At 39.9% G+C, this 19,210-nt stretch carries 21 protein-coding genes and 1 riboswitch; of the genes, 12 read left to right on the top strand and 9 right to left on the bottom strand.

All coding sequences use genetic code 11. The annotated features are described in order from the left end of the window. Positions 1-57 precede the first annotated feature (57 nt). The gene (locus ACFPA1_RS26410; protein WP_378587466.1) at positions 58-570 is read right to left on the bottom strand and encodes a nucleotidyltransferase family protein; all 513 of its coding nucleotides are present in this window, start codon (positions 568-570) and stop codon (positions 58-60) included. Between the two features lie 389 nt (positions 571-959). On the opposite strand from ACFPA1_RS26410, the gene ACFPA1_RS26405 reads away from it, so the two are divergent. Together ACFPA1_RS26405 and ACFPA1_RS26400 are read left to right on the top strand one after the other, a co-directional pair. Beyond that, positions 960-1,652 (top strand): HAD family hydrolase, encoded by a 693-nt coding sequence (locus ACFPA1_RS26405; RefSeq protein ID WP_378587464.1) that lies wholly within the window; start codon positions 960-962, stop codon positions 1,650-1,652. After that, positions 1,618-2,106 (top strand): GNAT family N-acetyltransferase, encoded by a 489-nt coding sequence (locus ACFPA1_RS26400; RefSeq protein ID WP_378587461.1) that lies wholly within the window; start codon positions 1,618-1,620, stop codon positions 2,104-2,106. Before ACFPA1_RS26405 ends, ACFPA1_RS26400 begins: the two co-directional genes overlap by 35 nt. A gap of 77 nt (positions 2,107-2,183) precedes the next feature. Here ACFPA1_RS26400 and ACFPA1_RS26395 read toward each other — a convergent pair whose 3' ends face one another. Further along, positions 2,184-5,303, bottom strand: a complete 3,120-nt coding sequence (locus ACFPA1_RS26395) for an efflux RND transporter permease subunit (RefSeq protein ID WP_378587458.1) — start codon at positions 5,301-5,303, stop codon at positions 2,184-2,186. A gap of 230 nt (positions 5,304-5,533) precedes the next feature. Here ACFPA1_RS26395 and pssA point away from each other — a divergent pair, with 230 nt between their 5' ends. From pssA to ACFPA1_RS26370, 5 genes are all read left to right on the top strand, one after another. After that, the gene (gene pssA, locus ACFPA1_RS26390) at positions 5,534-6,025 is read left to right on the top strand and encodes a CDP-diacylglycerol--serine O-phosphatidyltransferase (protein WP_378587456.1); all 492 of its coding nucleotides are present in this window, start codon (positions 5,534-5,536) and stop codon (positions 6,023-6,025) included. 190 nt (positions 6,026-6,215) lie between these two features. Then, the gene (locus ACFPA1_RS26385; protein WP_378587453.1) at positions 6,216-7,493 is read left to right on the top strand and encodes a DedA family protein; all 1,278 of its coding nucleotides are present in this window, start codon (positions 6,216-6,218) and stop codon (positions 7,491-7,493) included. A gap of 58 nt (positions 7,494-7,551) precedes the next feature. Beyond that, on the top strand, positions 7,552-8,253 hold the full coding sequence (locus ACFPA1_RS26380; RefSeq protein ID WP_378587450.1) for a response regulator transcription factor: 702 nt from the start codon (positions 7,552-7,554) through the stop codon (positions 8,251-8,253). Beyond that, entirely contained in the window at positions 8,231-9,586 is a 1,356-nt protein-coding gene (locus tag ACFPA1_RS26375) for a sensor histidine kinase (protein WP_378587447.1), read from the top strand. The genes ACFPA1_RS26380 and ACFPA1_RS26375 overlap by 23 nt, the downstream gene beginning before the upstream one ends. Before the next feature lie 257 nt (positions 9,587-9,843). Further along, positions 9,844-10,065 carry a hypothetical protein gene (locus tag ACFPA1_RS26370; RefSeq protein WP_213146436.1) on the top strand — a complete coding sequence of 74 codons (222 nt, stop codon included), beginning with the start codon at positions 9,844-9,846 and terminating at the stop codon, positions 10,063-10,065. A 53-nt stretch (positions 10,066-10,118) separates the two neighbouring features. Here ACFPA1_RS26370 and ACFPA1_RS26365 read toward each other — a convergent pair whose 3' ends face one another. Then, positions 10,119-10,628: a DoxX family protein gene (locus tag ACFPA1_RS26365; RefSeq protein ID WP_213146437.1), complete on the bottom strand. Its 510-nt coding sequence runs from the start codon at positions 10,626-10,628 to the stop codon at positions 10,119-10,121. Positions 10,629-10,880: 252 nt separating this feature from the next. Further along, positions 10,881-11,390: a DoxX family protein gene (locus ACFPA1_RS26360; RefSeq protein WP_378587444.1), complete on the bottom strand. Its 510-nt coding sequence runs from the start codon at positions 11,388-11,390 to the stop codon at positions 10,881-10,883. 243 nt (positions 11,391-11,633) lie between these two features. Between ACFPA1_RS26360 and ACFPA1_RS26355 the strand changes: the two genes are divergently transcribed. The 3 genes from ACFPA1_RS26355 to ACFPA1_RS26345 all read left to right on the top strand — a co-directional run bounded on the left by ACFPA1_RS26355 (position 11,634) and on the right by ACFPA1_RS26345 (position 13,604). Then, positions 11,634-12,353: an MBL fold metallo-hydrolase gene (locus ACFPA1_RS26355; RefSeq protein ID WP_378587441.1), complete on the top strand. Its 720-nt coding sequence runs from the start codon at positions 11,634-11,636 to the stop codon at positions 12,351-12,353. 1 nt (position 12,354) lies between these two features. Beyond that, positions 12,355-12,930 (top strand): TetR/AcrR family transcriptional regulator, encoded by a 576-nt coding sequence (locus ACFPA1_RS26350; RefSeq protein WP_378587436.1) that lies wholly within the window; start codon positions 12,355-12,357, stop codon positions 12,928-12,930. A 65-nt stretch (positions 12,931-12,995) separates the two neighbouring features. Beyond that, positions 12,996-13,604, top strand: coding sequence for an exonuclease domain-containing protein (locus ACFPA1_RS26345; protein WP_378587434.1), 609 nt, complete (start codon positions 12,996-12,998; stop codon positions 13,602-13,604). Positions 13,605-13,712: 108 nt separating this feature from the next. On the opposite strand, the gene ACFPA1_RS26340 is transcribed toward ACFPA1_RS26345, so the two are convergent. The 3 genes from ACFPA1_RS26340 to ACFPA1_RS26330 all read right to left on the bottom strand — a co-directional run bounded on the left by ACFPA1_RS26340 (position 13,713) and on the right by ACFPA1_RS26330 (position 16,453). Continuing rightward, positions 13,713-14,585, bottom strand: a complete 873-nt coding sequence (locus ACFPA1_RS26340) for an SDR family oxidoreductase (RefSeq protein WP_378587432.1) — start codon at positions 14,583-14,585, stop codon at positions 13,713-13,715. Between the two features lie 147 nt (positions 14,586-14,732). Continuing rightward, complete coding sequence (locus ACFPA1_RS26335; RefSeq protein ID WP_378587429.1) at positions 14,733-15,164, bottom strand: VOC family protein; 432 nt, start codon at positions 15,162-15,164, stop codon at positions 14,733-14,735. Positions 15,165-15,364: 200 nt separating this feature from the next. After that, on the bottom strand, positions 15,365-16,453 hold the full coding sequence (locus ACFPA1_RS26330; RefSeq protein WP_378587426.1) for a citrate synthase/methylcitrate synthase: 1,089 nt from the start codon (positions 16,451-16,453) through the stop codon (positions 15,365-15,367). A gap of 108 nt (positions 16,454-16,561) precedes the next feature. Between ACFPA1_RS26330 and ACFPA1_RS26325 the strand changes: the two genes are divergently transcribed. Next, on the top strand, positions 16,562-17,440 hold the full coding sequence (locus ACFPA1_RS26325; RefSeq protein WP_378587423.1) for a LysR family transcriptional regulator: 879 nt from the start codon (positions 16,562-16,564) through the stop codon (positions 17,438-17,440). 56 nt (positions 17,441-17,496) lie between these two features. Here ACFPA1_RS26325 and ACFPA1_RS26320 read toward each other — a convergent pair whose 3' ends face one another. After that, on the bottom strand, positions 17,497-18,114 hold the full coding sequence (locus ACFPA1_RS26320) for a DinB family protein (RefSeq protein WP_378587420.1): 618 nt from the start codon (positions 18,112-18,114) through the stop codon (positions 17,497-17,499). A 33-nt stretch (positions 18,115-18,147) separates the two neighbouring features. Further along, the gene (locus ACFPA1_RS26315) at positions 18,148-18,672 is read right to left on the bottom strand and encodes a QueT transporter family protein (RefSeq protein ID WP_378587869.1); all 525 of its coding nucleotides are present in this window, start codon (positions 18,670-18,672) and stop codon (positions 18,148-18,150) included. 24 nt (positions 18,673-18,696) lie between these two features. Further along, positions 18,697-18,741: riboswitch (PreQ1 riboswitch) on the bottom strand. Positions 18,742-18,843: 102 nt separating this feature from the next. Here ACFPA1_RS26315 and ACFPA1_RS26310 point away from each other — a divergent pair. Then, positions 18,844-19,032: a DUF4177 domain-containing protein gene (locus ACFPA1_RS26310; protein ID WP_213146446.1), complete on the top strand. Its 189-nt coding sequence runs from the start codon at positions 18,844-18,846 to the stop codon at positions 19,030-19,032. Positions 19,033-19,210 lie beyond the last annotated feature (178 nt).

Here is a 19,210-nt window from a genome sequence, read left to right as displayed (position 1 = left end):
TATATTAATAGAATCTTGTGTAGAACTTATAGGGAACTTGTGTGGAAGTTGTGAAGATTAGGTTGATATCTTTAATTGATCCCATGTTCCTTCCCATTTCTTGGTTTTAACACGATTAAAATAAACTTTTTTAAGCTCCATATTTTTCAAAAATAATGGAGTCGGTTTAACCTCCATATGAATCAAATCCTCGATTCCCCATGGGGCAGCAATTACTAAGTTGTCTTTTTCATCCAGTTTTACTCCAACTGCTGTTGCTGTTTCGGGAAACTTCGAAATACCATCCACAGCAGAAGAGTAGGGATTCAGGTTGTTAACAACATGCATTCTGGCTTGATTTTTAACCGACCATGGGATGTCAGGCCTCAAGATTTTTAGTTTATCTTCAAACATCTTTTCTTCATACTCATCGATATTTTCCGGATTAAAATAAATTACATCGATATCCTGAAGAGGGGTCCTAGCGGTAAATCCATGGAGTACATCCCAGATTTTTGAGCGGACAAACCCGGCGCATACCCACCAATCAGGCAGATTCATAGTTTGTACTATTTTTAAAATATCCATCATCCAGATATCTTCTCTAATAACTTGAATAATATCTTCCTGATTTTTGATAATTTTAACACTCCTTAACTATTTTTTAATTAACGTAGTCGATATGAAGTACGGCTCAAATAAAATCTAACATATTTTTCCTATGTGGTCCCGTAATTCTTCTAAAAATCAATAACACCTTGACAGCTTAAACAATTAAAGCCCTGGTCGTTATGAAAGGTTCATAACACCCAAACGATATAGAAAATCAAGTTTCCGGTCGTTATGAAAGGTTCATAACACCCGAACTACATAAAAACCGTTGCCCTGGTCGTTATGAATTTTCACCCCAGCAAAAACATTCCGCCCCGGTAAAACCTTTTCTAAAAACTTTCGTCTAAATTAAAAGAGGTGATACATAATTGAAGGCAATCATATTTGATTTTGATGGATTAATTGTGGACACGGAAACAATCTGGTTCGAGGCATATAAGGAGGTACTAGATAAAGGCTATGGAATAAACCTTACGCTGCAGCAGTTTTCCAAAGTCATAGGAACAGACGACACCGAACTATTTGCTTATATTCAAGAAAATCTGTCGACGCCAATAAATCCCGAAGCCATTGAAAACTCTGTCAAACAAATAGTTTTAGAAAAAATGAAGGAGCTGGCCGCACGGGAAGGTGTGGAGGAGTACCTTAAAGAAGCAAAAGAATTAGGATTGAAAATTGGCTTAGCATCTAGCTCGACACGTGAATGGGTGGAAGGCTTTTTGCAAAGGCTCGATATTCTTAAATATTTTGATGTGATTAAAACGAGGGACGATGTTTCAAAAGTGAAACCGGACCCAGAATTATATATTCAAGCTGTCAAAGCACTAGACATCAAACCATCCGAAGCTGTTGCCTTTGAGGATTCCTTGAACGGACTTAAAGCGGCGAGAGAAGCAGGAGTTCATTGTGTGGTAGTGCCGAATCAAGTCACATCGCATTTAGAGTTTTATGGCCATAGTCACAGGCTATCTTCTATGGCAGAGATAAAATTGAAGCAATTATTGCAAAAAATTAAGGGGGATGCATTTGAACGGTTATCAAATCAGACTTGCGACCAATAAAGATGAACAATTTTTATGGGAAATGCTCTATCAAGCTATCTATATACCGGAAGGACAGCCGAGGCCATCCAGGGATATTTTGAACGAACCACATATTGAAAAGTCTCTAAAAGGCTGGGGCAGAAACGGAGATACGGCCATTATTGCAGAGGATAATGATCATCATCCCATCGGTGCGGTTTGGGTTCGATTGTTCGATGAATTCAATAAAACCTACGGCTATATCGACAGTCAAACTCCTCTATTGGGAATGGCCCTAATGCCGGAATACCGGGGAAATGGGATAGGGACTGTTCTGCTTGGCGAAATACTAAGAATCACAAAAGAATCCGGATATAAAGGAATCTCTTTAAGCGTTGACCCAGACAATCCTGCCCTGCAGTTATACAAACGATTTGGCTTTAAAAAGATTGGTGTTGATGGAACATCATGGGATATGCTGGTGACATTCTAACGATAAAAAAAGGTGACAGCACAAAAATGTGTCAGTCACCTTTTTTATCATTACTCCAAGCCATTTTTATAAGCTTTTTAGCTGATACTTTTTGAATTCATCGATATATTTTTTGATGTCTTTCTATGCAGCCATTGATAAATAATCGGAATGATAATAAAGCTGTTGATGGTCGATGTTACCATACCGCCGATCACGACGATACCAAGTGTTTGCGAAATCACCGTATCTGCGTTATGAGATAGTGCCAGCGGCAATAAGGTAAGCACTGTCGCTGCTGCTGTCATCAAGATTGGTCTAATCCTTGAAAGACTGCCATTCAAAACTGCTTCCTCAACAGGCATTCCCTCTTTTCGATTTCTTTCAATTTTGTCTATCAACACAATTCCATTGGTTACGACAATACCCGTAAGCATTAGAATACCGATCAATGCTGCTAAATTCCATTCACCATGGAATAATATTAATGCGATAACCACACCGCTTAATGCCAGCGGAATGCTTAATAATACTGATAATGGCGCCTTCCATCCTTTGAAGATAGAAGAAGTAATGAGCAATACTAACAGGATTGAAAAGGCAACTGCAACCGACATATCAAAAATCATGTCTTTTACTTGTTCGGTGATTCCTCCTAATGAGTACGTTACATCTTTAGGAAGTTTCATGCTGCTTAGAGCAGTTTCTGCTTGGCTTGACACTTTGCTAATATCGTTTGATGTTATCTGTGCTGTTACCAAAGAGAAAGGCTGCCCATCCCGTTCGCTAACTGTTGATGGGGACTGGTCTTTCGAGATTTTAGCGATCTGGTCAAAACGGACCGCTTCACCATTATTTCCATTAAACGTTTCAGCAGCAAGGGATGCTAAAACATCATCCGCAGAAGCCTCTAATGTAATATTTGAGTTTTCACCTGAGGCGATTTGATCTAAATATTGGTCCACAGGAAGTGCCTTATGATCAACCATAATCGTGGCATCCTTTGATGCAGACATATAACGGTTTATAACGGTCAAAATGTCCGCCACTTTAACCCCTTTATCCTGTATCGCCTTTTGGTCAAACGTCACCTTGTACTTAGGCGCACCGTTTGTTAAATCCACTTTTCCATCGACACTCAAGTCTGCAATTTTTGATAGGTTTGTTCGTGCTTCCTGCGCTACCTGATCCAATGTCGCTTGGTCGGAACCAGTGAACAAGATACGCATTTGTGAATCATCACCAGAAATGTTCTGGCTTGTTACTGTATAAGTAACATCCTTCGATAATGATGGAAGCTGTCTTTGTAACTGTTTAATGACGGAATCTGCATCCTTGTCATTTTTCAAAACAACAGAAAGGTTAGCAACATTCGGATAGGTGATAAAGCCGCCGCCTTGGTCAAACACGTCATCACTTTGCGGTGTCATCGTTGAACCAAAATTGGCAGAATAGGCATCCACCTTTGGATTTTGTTTTAATGCTTTTTCGATTTTTTGTACTTCAGAATCTACCTGGATTAGGGTACTTCCTTTAGGTAATTCTGCTTTTATGGCAATTTGTCCGATTTTTCCGCTAGGCAGTAAACTTACTGGAAGGAAAGCAGAATAGATGCCAGCACCTAAAAATACTAAGATTGACACAATAATCATTGCTTTTCTGTGCTTAAATGCAGATTGCAAAATTGGTTTCATTTTTGCATCGAGTTTGACCGTTTGTTTTTCTCCGTTTCCGCCTTTCCATCCCATAAACGCAAGAGCAGGAATGACAAGCATGGCAACAAAGAATGAAATGATAAGTGCAATCACGACAGACCAAGCGAATCCGCTGTATGAAGCACTGACGACGCCTCCAACAAAGGCAATTGGAATATAAACCGCAATAGTCGTTAAGGTAGAGCCTAAAATTGCTGGAATCATTTCAACAACAGATGAAGCAAGAATGGAAAGCAGCGGTTTATCTTTCGATTCTTCCCGTTTTCGATACATGTTGTCTAAGATAACGATGGAATCGTCGACAATTCGTCCCATCGCAACGATTAATCCAGAAACAGTTAGGATGTTTAATGTGATGCCCATTGACTTCAAGAAAGCCGTTGTCGCTAACAATGAAATTGGCAGCGAAATCGCAATTAACAGTGTCGATCTTACATTTCGGAAAAAGAAGAACACACAGACCATAGAGAATAAGCAGCCGAGCAAACCTTCTCGAACTAAACCGAAAAGAGAGCTGTTTAATTCTTTTTCTCGGTCAAGTAAAACTTGGAACGAAATGTCTTTTGAATTGACTGTGTCCAAGTGAAGATGAGCAACACGATCTTTAACTTGTTCTGAGACATCAGTAATATTGGCTGATGGTGTTTTAATTACATTTAAAGTCACGCTTGGTGCTCCGTTTGTTCTTGAAACAGTCTTCACGTCATTCAAGGAATGAGTAATTGTACCGAATGCCGATACAGGAATAACTTTTCCTTCCTTATTCTTAATTGTTGCGTTTTCCATTTGCTGCTCAGTTAATGGCAGCCCGTCAAAGGAAACAGGAATCGATAATTGGTTGTTTACAATATTGCCTTGTGGCATGGATGGAACTGCCAAAGCAAACGATTTATTCACATCATCCAATGTTAAACCGTTTTTCACAAGGTCTTTCATGCGGACAGTTAATACATATCCATCTTTTGCTCCACCGATTGCAGATACATCCGCTACACCAGGAACGGATTTTAATTGTTTGATTATTTCCTGCGTTGCAGTAGATCTTAGTGTTTGTTCATCCATTTTTGAACTTGTTACACTGTAAGTCAAAATTGGGAATGAGCTTGTTGTTAAGCGAGTCACTGAAGGACTACTTGTAATCGTTGACGGAAGGTCAGCATTTGCCAAGGCTTTATTTACTTGATCCTCGGCTGCCTTCATGTCTGTATTCATTGGAAAATACAAACTCATAAATAATCCGCCGTCATAAGAGGTCGTTTCCACATTGGACAAACCATCCACTGTTTTGACGGCACTCGAAAGGTTATCGGTAACCTGCTGTTTTACCTGAGCCGCTTGATACCCAGGAACTCTCATGCTTACTGTTAGGGTCGTATTGTTAATCCCAGGCAAGTAATCCCGCTGCATCTGGTAAGCGGAGATGCCTCCCCAAGCCAGTATGATGACAACACACACAATCATTAGAATGGCTCGTTGCATGGTTGCCTCAACTAATCTTTTCATTGTTTTTCCTCCCATATATGTTTTAACCCAGAACATGATCTTTTTCTGCTGTGAATTCATGAATGGACTTGCAATAAAATTGGGCACTTCAAAGTATATAAGACGAGTCTGTTTGTTCACTTAATAAAAGATTAATATTTCATTAAGATGGAAAAATCTTTTAAGAATAACGGAAGAATGTATAGAAAAAACTAAATTAGTGGAGGATTTAAAAGTCAGGGGGGACAACCTTGTTCAAACATTTAATAAAAACGATTCCTAATTTATTTACATTAGGAAATTTATTGTGCGGTGTTCTTTCTATAACTTTAAATATGAGTGGATTTATCGAAGTGGCCTCGATTTTTATATTTTTTTCAGCTGTGTTAGATCTTCTTGACGGAAGGATTGCCAGGAAATTAAAAGTGAACAGTGACTTAGGGGTTGAACTGGATTCCTTGGCAGATATTGTGAGTTTTGGGGTGGCACCGGCACTTCTATTTCATTCAATAGCAGCACCATCCATTCTAACTTCTCTGGCATTTATCCTTTTCCCGATGATGGGGGCATTAAGATTAGCCAGGTTTAGTGTGAAGCCAACCATCGGCTATTTTAAAGGATTGCCCATTCCCGCTGCTGGCCTGCCGCTTGCTGGTATGGGATTCTTCTCATATAGCAATGCATGGATTACCTTAATCCTAGCCCTCTTAATGGTAAGCCCAATTAGGGTTAAAAAAATTTAATTGGTTTTTCTTTTTTAAAAAAGCTAAGAACCTTCATATTCATAGCTTTTTTATTTTATCCATTCACCTTTTTGTTATCTTAATAAAGGATTAAGAATTCATTAAAATAGTAAATATATGGATTTATCGTGCTACATTGTATTTAGAAAGACCATTTGTTTTCCTTTTTAAAAATTTTGGAGGCATGTATATGTCACATTTAATTACTTTATTTGAACAGCACAGTTATCTGATTCTATTTATCGGAATTTTTCTTGAATTAATGGCCCTGCCTATTTCGGGCGAATTTTTAATGAGCTATGCTGGATATTTTGTCTATCAGGGAAAAATGAATTATATTTTGGCGCTTCTGACAGTTTTTTTATCGGGTGGCGCAGGAATAACCGCAACGTATTGGATTGGGAAAGCGGGAGGATACAAGCTTATAGAAAAATACGGAAAATATATTCATCTTGGACCTGAACGGTATAAAAAAACGGCTGCTTGGTTTGAACGGTACGGCAGTAAACTGTTGATTTTTGCATATTTTATACCTGGAATTAGGCATTTCACTGGTTATATATCCGGGATTTCAAAAATGCCGTTTAAAAAATTTATCATTCCTGCTTATATAGGATCTTTTTTATGGGGGATTTGCTTTATTACTTTAGGAAAAGTTTTGGGACCACGCTGGGAGGTTTTTCACCACGCGGCAAGTAAATACTTCATTATTGCTATTATTGTTTTGGCAGTACTGTTAGCAGGCTATTTTGCTTACCGTTTTTATAAAGTCCAAATTAAAAATTTCTTTATTCGTTGGGTAAGTTTATTGGTTAAACGACTGAAAACGATAAGAGCAGCGGAAGTATTTCTTATTTTTCTTACTTTCGTTTTTATTGGTATGGTTACTCTGATGCTGGGACTTGCACAAGATTATTTATATGGAGAGTTTAGTCAGTTTAATGAGCTTTCAGAATATATGGTGAAGACTGCTATATTTATGAGTTGGATGAAGGTATTTGAAATATTTCAATCTCCGTATGCCTTCGGTGTGATAATTGGGATTACAGTCATCCGTATTTGGAGAAAAGGAAAGAACATCATATTAGAGTTTTTATTACTGATTGTTCCAATTTTAGGTGCAAGGTTGTTTCATGAATCAGTGATTGAGATTTTTACTTTTCTTCGATCAATCGGGTTTGTAGGGAAGTTCCATTCCGGTGATTTTCCTAATTTACAAAGTACTTTAACGATTATCGTATATGGAACATGCGTATTTTTGCTTGTCCGTCATTCGAGAAAAAATTATGTTCCCCTTATTGTTCCTTTAATTGGTTTAAGCTTATTAATAGGAATAGCGATCGTCAATATAGCATCAGCATCTCTGCTGCCAAGTGATATTGCTGGTGGATATGTATATGGCAGTGTCTGGATCTTTTTTAACTTCTTATTGTTTGAGATGTTCCGGCTTGTGCTGGAGAGATATTAAATTCAAAATAAGCAATAAGATAGTACTCCTTAAAAAGCTTTGGAAGGACGTATGTTTCATGGAAACACATATTTTAGTAATTGAGGATGAAGCTCAAATTGCACGGGTTTTAAAAATGGAGCTTGAGTATGAAGGGTATGAAGTAACAGTTGAACACAATGGGAAGGCTGGATTGGAAACCGCCTTACAAATAGACGTTGATTTAATCTTACTGGATGTCATGCTGCCTGAGTTAAGTGGAATGGAAGTATTAAGGAGATTTAGAAGAGAAAACACAGTGACTCCTGTCATTCTTTTGACAGCCCGGAATTCAACTTTTGATAAAGTATCAGGCCTGGATCATGGTGCAAATGATTATGTCACAAAGCCCTTTGAAATCGAAGAACTGCTAGCTCGTATTCGTGCGTGTCTGCGGGATCGCCCGAATGGGGAAAAACTGAAATTAATTGTTGGGGATCTAATCATCAATAAGGAATCAAGAGAAGTCAAAAGGGATGGAAAACTTATTACATTAACACCGAAGGAGTATGACTTCTTGGTTTATTTAGTCATGAATAAAAACAAAGTCGTTACCCGGGAGAACATCATCCTTAATGTATGGGGCTATGATTACGAGGGAGAGACCAATGTAATCGATGTTTTTATTAGACATCTGCGAAAAAAGGTGGATGAAGGTTTTTCTGTCCCGTTAATTACAACTGTGAGAGGGATTGGTTTTACGATAAAGGAGAAAACGGATGAAGATCTCGACGAAAATTAACCTGTTAACAACGGCTTGGATGCTTTGTATATTAATACTCGTTAATGTTGTTGTCTTCTTCTTATTTATGAAAACGACCATCAATATGGAAGAGGATATGCTCTTTCAAAAGGCTGCAGATATTGAAAAACAAATTGATAACAGCCAATCCCCGCATGATATAGACGACAAGTTAAAAGGACTATTATCCGAATACTCCTATATCCGAATTATCGGGCCCGGGAACACTATCGTCCACGAGGTTTCGAATGATAAAGTACTATCCAGAAAGATAAAAGGAAAATACGCAGTAAATCAACAGTCTCAAACTTACGTAATTTCTGGCAAAAACGGGGAAGAACAAGTTTTGGTTATTCATTCTCCGGTTAACACAAAGCAATTGAAAGGAAGCCTCGAAATTGGGGAGAGATTAAAAGGTTTAGAAGCAAGAAAAGAGATTCTTAGAGCGATTTTAATATTTAGTACGATCCTTGCTGCCTTATTATCTTTACTAGGAGGAAGATGGCTGTCAAATATAATCATGCGACCGATTTCTAATATGATTACAACCATGGAGGAAATTGAAAAAAGCGGTGTTCCGAAGACCATCACAATACAAAATAGGGCAAAGGACGAACTGCAGACCTTGGCTAAAACATTTAATCGGATGATAGATCGGCTTCAGGAAAATCTAGCGAAGCAATCGCAGTTTATTTCTGATGCCTCTCATGAATTAAAAACCCCGTTAACGGTAATTAAAAGCTATGCAAATCTGCTGAGAAGGCACGGCCTTGAAAATCAAGAAATGGCTGACGAAGCCATTCAGGCTATTCATTCTGAGGCAACGAGAATTCAAAAAATGACTGATACCTTTTTGGACTTAGCCACCCTGGAAAAGGAAACGGAATTAGAGATCAACGAAGTAAACCTGGTTTCTTTATGCCAGAGTATTTTAAAGCAACTAAAACAAGTCTATAGACGAGAAATAACATTAGAATATGACATGTCCCCGCTCATTGTTCATGCAGATGAATTAAAACTCAAACAAATAATTATCATTTTGCTGGACAATGCCATGAAATATAGCCAGGAAAAAATTGAGGTTTTCTTAGAGCAGAAAGGACAATTTGCCATTATTCGTGTAAAAGATTATGGGATTGGAATCCCGCGGGATGAGATTCATAATATCTTTGAGCGGTTTTACCGAGTTGATAAAGCGAGGAGCAGAGAAACCGGAGGAACTGGACTGGGGCTGCATATCGCCAAAAGTATCATGAAATTGCACAAAGGTGAAATAGAAATAGAGAGTAATGAAGGATCAGGAACCACTGTAACATTACTTTTGCCTAAATGAAGCAGGTCAATCCAAAACCAAAAAAGCTGTCAGTCACCGTACTGACACCTTTTAAAGTTAGTCCTGCATTTTTTGATAATCTGGGCTTTTCTTTTTCACTATTCGAAGCCATTCTTTTAAACCAAATTATTTTTTTAAAATGTGATTTTTTTTACTTTGGTTTCCTTCTGAATTGCTATATAATGGGTATAACGAGTTCACAATTTAGACAAAAATTCATTTTAGTATATAGCAAAAACCTTACGGAGGGATTACTAATGATAAGAGCGGCAGTTGCAGGTGTTGTAGGTTTCATTTTGATTTTTATTGAATCCATGATTGTCATGAAATTTAAAGGCTATGCTACGATAGAATTCGGCGGCCTTACGCCATTTATTAACGTTTGGGCAATGAATTTCTTTGCTGTTTTTGCTATCCTGACACAGGTTACAAATTGGTACGTTAACAGACAGAGTTTCAAGGAAGATAGCAGCTATTAATCTACAAAAGACAAACACCTCCATCTCAAGGCTGAGATAGAGGTGTTTTTTAGTTATGCAGTATGTTTAACCGGGTTGTTTGTTTTTAAAACTGCTTTACGGAAGAATGGAACAACCCAACGGTCTAATCCGATGCGGCCAGCATTGTAGCCTGCGGCTAAGATAATCACGCCAAGGAAAATGTCAGTAGGAATGTGAGATACAGTTCCTGCAAGGAAGAACGCAAAGTTCATAACTAAAGCAAAGAACGCAGCGGCAGTTGTTAAGCAGCCTAACATTAATCCTAATCCGACTAAAACTTCTCCCCAAGGAACGATAAAGTTAAAGATATCAACGTTAGGAAGGGCAAAGCCTTTTAAGAATTCCACATACCAGCCATAAACAACGGCACCATCAGGACCTTTTACAGGGTTAGCAGTCACTCCTTTTAAAAATCCTGCGGCGTCGAATCCTCCTGTTAACTTATGAAAACCTGCGGTAAACCAAGAATACCCAAGATATAAACGTAAGACAGTTAAAATACCAGCGGCAATTTTGTTTTCTCTTAACCAATTTGCAAACATATGAAACATCTCCTTAAAAAGGTTTAATAAGTAATGAATAATTTCTACACTGTTAATATAGCAAATTTAATTTGAATTGAGAGGTTTTTGTACGCTAATTCACATATCGGTCAAAAAGCTTTGAACACTTTGTTACATGACGATATTGGAAATGCTGGAGGCCGAAATCGACTGATCTCAGGCTGAAAAGAATTCGGGCAGAACAAAATAAAATCGCCTCAGTTCGGCTGGAACTGAGGCGATTAATGGTTGTTAAGCGGTTTGTTTAATAGGTTCTTTTCCTTTGATTACTGCTTTACGGAAGAATGGAACAACCCAGCGGTCTAAACCGAAGTGACCGGCATTGTAGCCAGCAGCAAGAATAATCACGCCAAGGAAAATGTCAGTAGGAATATGAGATACAGTTCCTGCAAGGAAGAACGCAAAGTTCATCACTAAGGCAAAGAATGCAGCGGCAGTTGTTAAGCAGCCTAACATTAATCCTAAGCCGACTAAAACTTCTCCCCAAGGAACGATAAAGTTAAAGATGTCGACGTTTGGAAGGGCGAAGCCTTTAAGGAATTCCACATACCAGCCATAAACAACGGCACCATCCGGACCTTTTACAGGGTTAGCAGTCACTCCTTTTAAAAATCCTGCTGCATCGAATCCTCCAGTTAATTTATGAAAACCTGCGGTGAACCAAGAATACCCAAGATATAAACGTAAGACAGTTAAAATACCAGCGGCAATTTTGTTTTCTCTTAACCAACGAGCAAACATTTGAAACATCTCCTTAAAAGGTTTATAAGTTTTAAATAATTTCTACACTGTTAATATATCAAATTTAGTTTGAATTGAGAGCTTTTTGTTCACTAATTCACATATTCGTAAAAAAGCTTTGAACAATTTGTTACATACTGGAAGGGAAGATAATTTAGGAAAATTTTTCAAATAAACCTCTTGATTTAACTAATGTTATTAGTTAAAATAAAACTAACGATATTAGTTAAGGGGTTGGTCATAATGAGAATGATCAAGAAGGGATATTTGTATCAGGTAACGTTTATGGCGAATTTGTTTCCGGTGAATTGCTATTTAGTCGACGAAGACGACGGTTTAACCCTAATTGATGCGGCCTTAGGGTTTGGTGCAAAGGGAATATTGCAGGCTGCCGAGAGAATTGGAAAACCTATTACAAAGATTGTTTTAACCCATGCCCATGAGGATCATGTGGGAGCTCTGGATTTGTTAAAGGAAAGACTGCCGGACGTCCCTGTTTATATTTCGGTGAGAGATAACCGATTAATGTGCGGTGACCGTTCCCTAGATTCCCATGAAGATCAGACCCCGATTAAAGGCGGTGTGCCGAAGAAATTGAAAACTAGAGCCAATGTATTATTGAAGGAAGGGGATGAGCTTGGACACTTAAGGGTGGTTGAATCACCGGGCCATACACCTGGGTCGATGTCATTTCTTGATTTGCGGACGAAGGCCTTAGTAGCAGGTGACGCCTTCCAGACAAGAGGAGGCATAGCGGTTGCAGGGGATATAAGACCACTGTTTCCATTTCCCGCGTTCGGTACGTGGAGCAAACAAACCGCGCTAAAAAGTGCTAGCAAACTGGCTGAATTGAACCCAAGTTTACTTGCTGTCGGACACGGGGAAATGGTAGAAAACCCAGTTGCAGTCATGGCGATGGCTATTAATAAATTCGAACAAAAATTACGAAAAAAGGAGCACTAAAATGGCTAGACCGAAAGTTGGACTTGAATTATCCGCGATACTGGAAGTGGCAGGGGACCTTGCCGACCAATATGGCATGCAGGAGGTTACCTTGGCAAATCTGGCAAAAGAGCTGAACATTCGCCCGCCTTCTCTATATAATCATTTCGATGGACTGCCAGGATTAAGGAAAAAGCTGGCTATCTATGGACTCAACATGTTGTATGATGAATTGGCCCAGGCAGCTATCGGGGTGTCAGGAACCGATGCACTGCTATCGATTAGTAAGGAATATGTAGGCTTTGCCAGGAGACATCCTGGAATCTATGAGGCCACCTTGATGGCACCAGAACCGGAGGATGTTGATGTCCAGCAGGCGGGGGCAAAAATAGTCGACCTTTCCGTCCGGGTCCTGCAGGCTTTTCATCTCGAAGGTGATCTCGCCATCCATGCTGTAAGGGGACTGCGGAGTGTCCTGCACGGATTCTCGTCCCTAGAGCAAAGAGGTGGATTTAAGATGTCATTGGATTTGGATGATAGTCTGGAAATTGTCATAAGAGCGCTTATGGTTGGATTAGAGCAGCGTGGAAATTTTTAAGCTATGGGATGGGTGAAGGGAATCTGGTATAATAAAGGAAATTTTCGATTTAAGGAATGATCACTTTGCAAAGACAGGCGAAATTAGGATTAATGCTGGATGTGGAAACTACGGGGCTGGGACCGACTACTGATGAGGTTATTGAACTGGCCCTGAAGTTATTTTCTTACTGTACGGAAAGCGGTGAAATATTAGAGGTTTTGGAGGAAGACTCCTTTTTGCGAGAGCCGCTTTCGAACTCGGCACGCAGGAATTATGATAGGGCTTATCGGGTTCATGGAATACCATATGATTTGGTTCAGGGCAAAAGCTTTCATGATGTAAAAGTTAAAACCTATTTTCAACGTGCTGATTCTGTTTTTGCCCACAATGCTTCCTTTGACCGCAGTTTCCTTTATCACATGTACCCGGAAATAAATGACTTGCAGTGGTTCTGCACGATGAGGAATGTGCCTTGGAAACAGTACGGCTTTCCAAATGGCAAGCTGATTACCCTTTTGGAAGCCCATGAAATCACAAACTATCAAACACATAGAGCGATGGACGATATTACATATTTGATGGAATTGCTTAAGCGGACAAGCCCGAAAGGTAATCTCTATCTGCAAGAAGTTCTTGAATTTGGACCGATGAGAAAATACCAGCCGGCTGCATCAAGAGCGAAGATGGGTTAGTTGTATCCGATTTGTGCTGCCCAAACTATTGAAAAAACGAGTGTAATAGTCGCCAATAGGCGCCTGAGCTTCAGAAAAAAACGCATCGGTAAGCCCGATGCGTTTTTACTACCCATTAATAATCGTCCCACCATTCACATGAATCATTTGCCCGCTCATATAGGACGAATCCTCTGAGGCTAAGAAAACATAGCTTGGCGCCAGTTCATGAGGCTGTCCGGCACGCCCCATTGGAGTATCTGATCCGAAAGTGGCAACCTGGTCTGCCGTAAAGGTCGATGGAATAAGCGGAGTCCAGATTGGACCAGGGGCAACCCCGTTTACGCGGATTCCCTGCTTCGCCAATGAAAGGGCTAACGAACGAGTAAAGGTGACAATCGCTCCTTTTGTGGCCGAATAATCAAGCAATTGTTCATGTCCATGGTAAGCTGTTATGGAAGCCGTATTGATGATGGATGCTCCTTTCTTTAAAAAAGGAAGCGCCATTTTCGTCATATAAAAATAGGAGAAAATATTGGTCCTGAATGTTTTTTCCAGCTGCGCTGAAGTGATATTTAAAATACTTGGCTGCGGGTGCTGCTCCGCTGCGTTGTTGACCAAAATATCCAATCCGCCGAACTCATCAATTGTTTTCTTCACAACCTCTTTGCAATAGTCCTCATTGCCAATATCGCCAGAAAAGAGAAGACATCTTCGTCCTTCGGCTTCTATGATTCCTTTGGTTTCCTCAGCATCCTGATGTTCTTCTAGGTAAACAATTGCTACATCTGCACCTTCTTTAGAAAAATAAATCGCAACTGATTTTCCAATTCCACTGTCACCGCCAGTAATAATCGCGGTTTTTCCGGATAATTTTCCGGCCGGCTTATAGTTGGAATCAACGGAAATCGGCTTTGGGTTCATTTCACTCTCAGTTCCCGGCTGATGGTTTTGATGCTGCGGCGGAAACGTCTGCTTTTTTTGACTTTTATTGCTGCTCATTTTCTAACCCTCCATTGATTTTCATCTCTCGTTAGTGTTAGAAAAATGAGGAAAATTATGATGTTTAAAAATAAGTCTTAGTATTGGGAGGCTCTTTAAACAACAAAGGCTCTGTTGCAATTGCTGCAAACAGAGCCGCTTTGTGTATTATTCGTGGGGTTTTCCTTCCGTAAACACTTGAAAAAATATGCCAAATTTATCGATTACGGAACCATACGCAGGGCTGAAGAAGGTTTCCTGCAGAGGCATCTCCACTTTCCCGCCTTCTGAAAGGGCTTCAAACATCTTCTTTGCTTGCTCAGAATCATTTGTTGAAATGCAAATGGTCACTTGAGTCCCGCTTTGATGCTCCTGTCCAGGGAAGGTGTCAGAAAACATAATTTCAGACTCACCAACTTTAATGGTCGCATGACTTACCAGATCCTTGGCTTCAGCAGGCAGAGGATATTCTGGATTTTCAGGCATGTCACCAAAACTTTGCTGGAATAAAACTTGGGCATCCAGTGCCTGTTGGTAGAATTGAATTGCTTCCTTTGCATTTCCTGCCATTACTAAATAGGGTATCAATCTTACTGTCATGAACATTCACTCCCTGAATTAATCATAATTTAATTTATTAGTTAACCTTTCAATAATGAGGCCTCCAATGGCCAACAGCCATATAAAGAAACACAATTTCTATTATTAACCAATAAATTTATTATAAGACACAGAACTAATGTTCGCAATAACTTTTCTTGAAAAAAGATACAATCAACGAGGATTGGATGGTCTGGAATTTATTTTAGTGTTCCAATATATTTGGATTGCGGCCGGTAGATGGTATTGTTTTCTGCTTGCTCCAGAACGTGGGCTGTCCAGCCGACGATTCTGCTTGCAGTGAAGGTTGGTGTGAAAAGGTTTGCCTCCATGTTGATGGCTTTCATGATGGCTGCGGCGTAGAATTCTACATTTGTATAAAGGGAGCGGCCGGGTTTTAACTCCTCTAACACCCTTACTGCGGTTTTTTCTGCGTCCATAGCAAGATCAAGCCAAGCATCCTGGCCAACTAGCTCCCGTAATTTGGCCTTTAAGGCAATGGCACGCGGATCGTGGGTTTTGTACACACGATGGCCAAACCCCATTAATTTTTCTCCTCTTAATATTTTTTCTCTCATTACCTTTTCGGCATCACCGGCCGCCGCAATCTCATCCAAAAGTTCAATTACTCCTGAAGGGGCGCCGCCATGAAGCGGTCCTTTCATCGTTCCAATCGCTGATGAAACGGCTGATACTAAATCAGATTCAGTTGATGCCGTAACCCTTGCTGAAAAGGTTGAGGCATTCATTCCATGTTCAAGTGTCAAAATCATATACGTTTCGAGTACCTCCACATGGGCTTCTAGTGGGATCGAACCATTAAGCATATAAAGGTAATTAGCCACATGATCCAATTCATTCAACGGAGCAACAAACTCTTTACCTTCCAGCTGTCTTTGCCGGTATGCAATGATTGACGGGGCGAGGGCGGTAATACGAATAGCCTGTGACACAGTCGGCTTCCAGCCATAATTGAAATTCCCGGCTTCAGCTGAAATGGCTGTTCTCATCACACTCATTAGGTCCATACCAAAAGGGAGCAGGTCGATTAACTTTTTTATATTTTCCGGAAGTTCACGGTTGCTCTTTAACTCATTTTTCAAAGCTCGTAACTGAGCATCATCAGGTAAGTAGCCGCGCCAGAGCAGGTAGGCAACTTCTTCAAATGAGTAACGATTAGTAAGCCTTCCGATTTCATATCCCCGATAAATAAGCTCTCCCTTTTCACCATCAATATGACTGATCAATGTTTCGGCGGCGACAATTCCTTTTAAACCCTTCTGAATCATACAAAATCTCTCCTTCCTTTATTTGTTAATAGTTTATATAATAAATTTGATTAATGAAATTAAATAATTTTAAACGAATTGATTAATTTCTTTAATAAGGAGGAGAATATGGAATTCCAATGGCTTAACACGTTTATTACGGCAGCTGATTGTGGGAATTTCCGCAGAACGGCGGAAATCCTTTATATTTCACAGCCATCTGTAACGGTTCATATAAAACAATTGGAACAAGAGCTCGGTATTCAATTATTTGATCGGGATGGAAAAAAAGTAAAACTAACTGAAGCGGGGAGGAGATATTTGCTTCATGCCAAAAAACTGTTAAAGGTTTATCAGGGGGGACTCGAGGACATTCACTCATTTAGTCAAGGCTACACAACGAAATTTTCCATTGCCATATCACCTCTAATCGCAGATACCATCCTGCCATATGTTTTAAAAAGCTATACAAACAAGCATCCGGAAGTAGAGATCTCGGTTAAAATCATTGAATCCGTTGGTATCGAGGAAGCGGTATTAAGGGAGGAAGTTGATATCGGGCTGTCCTGTTTACACAGCCTTCATCCTGAATTGATTAGTGAACTTTTATATAGGGATAGGGTTATGCTGGTTGCGCCTCACGATGGGAGAGATTCCGAAACAGCGCCTCCGTTAGATGAAGAAGAGGTTTTAACATCGAACTATCTGTTAACCCATAATCACCCAGGTTACTGGGATGGTCTTTGCCATGCCGTAAAAACCAAATATCCAAAAGTAAGAATGATGAAAGTGTCACAGGTGCACATTACGAAAAGATTTATTGTCGAAGGGCTAGGGGTTTCCTTCCTCCCAACATCAACGGTCAGAAGAGAACTTCTAGAAGGCAGGCTTTTAGAAGTAAACTGCCAATCCATCCACCTGCCCGAAGCAAACACCTACGCCGTCATGAAATACGACCACTCCAAACAAAAAGAATTTCTCGAGTTTATATCAAACTATCGAATTTAAAAAACAGTGTCCGCCTGAGGCAGACACTGTCCACTAGCGGTGCCTGACACCACTCGTTAGTTCAATTTAGTTAAGTATCGGTCTGTCACGATGCTGCGGTGGTGGATTGCATGCCCGGCGATGATGTAGGCGATGGCGCGGGCGGTGACCTCCATGCCATTGGCGTTGCCGACATTTGTCCAAGCTGACTCTGGCATGTTCTCGACCAGAGTGATTGTTGCTTTTCTGACTGCGATGAAGTCAGCAAGAATAGATTGCAGCGGCAGCTCGCCCATTTGTGCTCCAGCCACATAATCATTTTCGTTAAAACCTGCCAATGGAGTCTTGTCGCCGCGGCCAACTCGAAGCAGGCGGTAGCTCATGATCCTCTCGGTATCTGCCATATGGCCAAGTACTTCCTTGATCCTCCATTTACCAGGTTCATAGCGGAATTGCGCATCTTCCTCTGAAATCCCTTCGAAAAGAGAAACCACTTTTTCAAGACTTTCCTTGAGAAACTGCAATAAATCTCCTTCTGGAACTAACTGAACATACGGTACATAATAATCTGGAAACTCATTGTTATTAGGACGCTGCACCATTCGAAAAACCCCTTTCAAAGATTCTGAAAAAATAACTATCTTCATTTTAGAATTTTTTTCAATTAAATACCATAAAAAAAGAGCTGCCGCCATAGGTAGTCCCCTTAAGGCAACAGCTCATAAAATTTATTTAAAGATTTTATCAAAATGAACGCGCTTGTTAATGAAATACATGACCGGCATGCCGACAGCCATCACAACGAATTCCCCAACTGCCGTTGTTAACCATGTAAACAGGAATGGCAGATCGAACGCTAAATGCAGTTCAATCGCAATGAGGAACATCGTAAAGGTGAACACCAATGTATTCACAATCATCCGTGTCCAAATTCCTTTAATGAACCGTGCACACAAAATCGTAATCACTAAAGCAATCAATGACTGCCCTACACCGAAAATAAGGTCATACGCCTTCATTGGTGAGAAGAATAAATTCGTTAAAAATACCCCTAAAATAATCCCGTATAAATACTTTTTGTTGAATACGACGAGATGGTTAAACATCTCTGAAACGCGGAATTGCACCTGGGTAAACCCGAATGGCTGAATTAATGCCGAAACCGTAATGTACAGCGCCGCAATAATTCCGTTTACAACGATTTCCCTTACCTTGCTGCTCGATGTGCCCGTCGCGTACTGGGCGTCTAGCATGTTTGTTGTTTTTTCCATATTCATTTCTCCTTAGTTTTTTATAGTGGGAGGTTCTCGAACCACTAAAGGTAAAATACTAACAAACTATTATAATATTACATAAAAAAATGGCAGTCAATGACAGTTTTTGGGATAATGGGAATATAAAAAATATTGTTGCGGAGGAGAACTATGTACGAATATAAATTTGAAAGAATTGAATTAAGCAAGTTAAGCGGAAAACCTAAGGAAGATTACCATGAAATCATTCAACAAAATGCCAAAAACGGCTGGAGACTGATCCAGATTTTTGCGCCGGGAATTGCGGCATATGGGTCTGCAGCTTATTATGAAGCCATATTCGAAAGAAAAATAGATTAAAGAAGGAACTAGCTTCTACTAGTATAAAGGAGGTCATTGCAAACAACGGAGAGAAATTGTAATCAAACTATTGGGGCTGACGAGGAAACTTTGTGTCAGCCCCTTTGCTTATATTTTCCTCTGACGGACATCTTTCAGGCAAAAAAAAGAATAATAAAGAAAGTACATAATTGATATT

Source organism: Neobacillus sp. GCM10023253 (genome assembly GCF_042653105.1).
Classification (GTDB): Bacteria; Bacillota; Bacilli; order Bacillales; family Cytobacillaceae; genus Neobacillus; species Neobacillus citreus.
The sequence above is the reverse complement of the archived record's forward strand: the minus strand, read 5'-3'. Positions and strand labels throughout refer to the sequence as shown.

Excerpts from the sequence above, each read along its gene's own strand:
- ACFPA1_RS26410 (WP_378587466.1), bottom strand. The coding sequence starts at position 570 with ATGATGGATATTTTAAAAATAGTACAAACTATGAATCTGCCTGATTGG.
- ACFPA1_RS26395 (WP_378587458.1), bottom strand. The coding sequence starts at position 5,303 with ATGAAAAGATTAGTTGAGGCAACCATGCAACGAGCCATTCTAATGATT.
- ACFPA1_RS26385 (WP_378587453.1), top strand. The coding sequence starts at position 6,216 with ATGTCACATTTAATTACTTTATTTGAACAGCACAGTTATCTGATTCTA.
- ACFPA1_RS26380 (WP_378587450.1), top strand. The coding sequence starts at position 7,552 with ATGGAAACACATATTTTAGTAATTGAGGATGAAGCTCAAATTGCACGG.
- ACFPA1_RS26375 (WP_378587447.1), top strand. The coding sequence starts at position 8,231 with ATGAAGATCTCGACGAAAATTAACCTGTTAACAACGGCTTGGATGCTT.
- ACFPA1_RS26370 (WP_213146436.1), top strand. The coding sequence starts at position 9,844 with ATGATAAGAGCGGCAGTTGCAGGTGTTGTAGGTTTCATTTTGATTTTT.
- ACFPA1_RS26365 (WP_213146437.1), bottom strand. The coding sequence starts at position 10,628 with ATGTTTGCAAATTGGTTAAGAGAAAACAAAATTGCCGCTGGTATTTTA.
- ACFPA1_RS26360 (WP_378587444.1), bottom strand. The coding sequence starts at position 11,390 with ATGTTTGCTCGTTGGTTAAGAGAAAACAAAATTGCCGCTGGTATTTTA.
- ACFPA1_RS26355 (WP_378587441.1), top strand. The coding sequence starts at position 11,634 with ATGAGAATGATCAAGAAGGGATATTTGTATCAGGTAACGTTTATGGCG.
- ACFPA1_RS26350 (WP_378587436.1), top strand. The coding sequence starts at position 12,355 with ATGGCTAGACCGAAAGTTGGACTTGAATTATCCGCGATACTGGAAGTG.
- ACFPA1_RS26340 (WP_378587432.1), bottom strand. The coding sequence starts at position 14,585 with ATGAGCAGCAATAAAAGTCAAAAAAAGCAGACGTTTCCGCCGCAGCAT.
- ACFPA1_RS26335 (WP_378587429.1), bottom strand. The coding sequence starts at position 15,164 with ATGACAGTAAGATTGATACCCTATTTAGTAATGGCAGGAAATGCAAAG.
- ACFPA1_RS26330 (WP_378587426.1), bottom strand. The coding sequence starts at position 16,453 with ATGATTCAGAAGGGTTTAAAAGGAATTGTCGCCGCCGAAACATTGATC.
- ACFPA1_RS26325 (WP_378587423.1), top strand. The coding sequence starts at position 16,562 with ATGGAATTCCAATGGCTTAACACGTTTATTACGGCAGCTGATTGTGGG.
- ACFPA1_RS26320 (WP_378587420.1), bottom strand. The coding sequence starts at position 18,114 with ATGGCGGCAGCTCTTTTTTTATGGTATTTAATTGAAAAAAATTCTAAA.
- ACFPA1_RS26315 (WP_378587869.1), bottom strand. The coding sequence starts at position 18,672 with ATGCTAGACGCCCAGTACGCGACGGGCACATCGAGCAGCAAGGTAAGG.
- ACFPA1_RS26310 (WP_213146446.1), top strand. The coding sequence starts at position 18,844 with ATGTACGAATATAAATTTGAAAGAATTGAATTAAGCAAGTTAAGCGGA.